This window comes from Streptococcus infantis, from assembly GCF_047460405.1.
GTDB lineage: Bacteria > Bacillota > Bacilli > Lactobacillales > Streptococcaceae > Streptococcus > Streptococcus infantis_Q.
Genome location: NZ_JASHGH010000052.1, coordinates 1 through 677 on the forward strand (window position 1 = coordinate 1; position 677 = coordinate 677).

A 677-nucleotide genomic window follows, 5' to 3' on the forward strand; every position below is an offset into this window, starting at 1 on the left:
GCTCTTGGTCCTTATCTGGTTTATCTAGCTGTTTCAAGTGATAGTAGTAGGTCGAACGAGCTAGTTTAATGGCTTTTAGAAGAATATCTAACGAAAACTCGGTCATTAATTCTTGAACAATTTCTGTTTTTCTTCTTTCTCTTTTTCCTCCTTCAATCGGAGTTCTCTTAACTTTTTTAGGATGGCATTCTCCGCTCTCAGGTACTCATTTTCTGCTTGAAGACGTTCTAATTCTGTTCTCTCTTCAGGTCTCTTTTTTGGTTTACGTCCCATTTTAGGTACTCTCCCTCTTGTTTTCTCAACAATAGTATACCCGTTTTTCTTGTATTGTGCTAGCCAGTTAAGAAGTATCGTACGACTTGGGAGCCCGTATTCAAGAGAAACTCTATCTTTAGTCCAGCCTTCATGTAAGACTTTATGAATCATTTCTTGTTTTAAATCAGGAGAATAGTAACGATTTTTTCCTTTTTTGACGAACTCTATTCCGTAACGATCAATCAATTTAATCATGTACCTAATATTAGAATTGTTTATCCCAAATTTATTTGAAAGCTTCTCTAAGCTATATCCTTGTTTTCTAAGTTCATAGATCTGAACTTTATCATCATAAGTTAATTTCATAATAAAAATACCCCAAAAGTTAGATTTTTTCTGTCTAACTTTTGGGGTGCAGTTCA

General features: G+C 34.4%; 1 pseudogene. It reads right to left on the reverse strand.

What is annotated here, in order from left to right:
- A pseudogene (locus tag QM928_RS09980) lies at positions 1 to 621 on the reverse strand (IS3 family transposase); the annotation flags it as partial.
- Between the last annotated feature and the right edge of the window lie 56 nt (positions 622 to 677).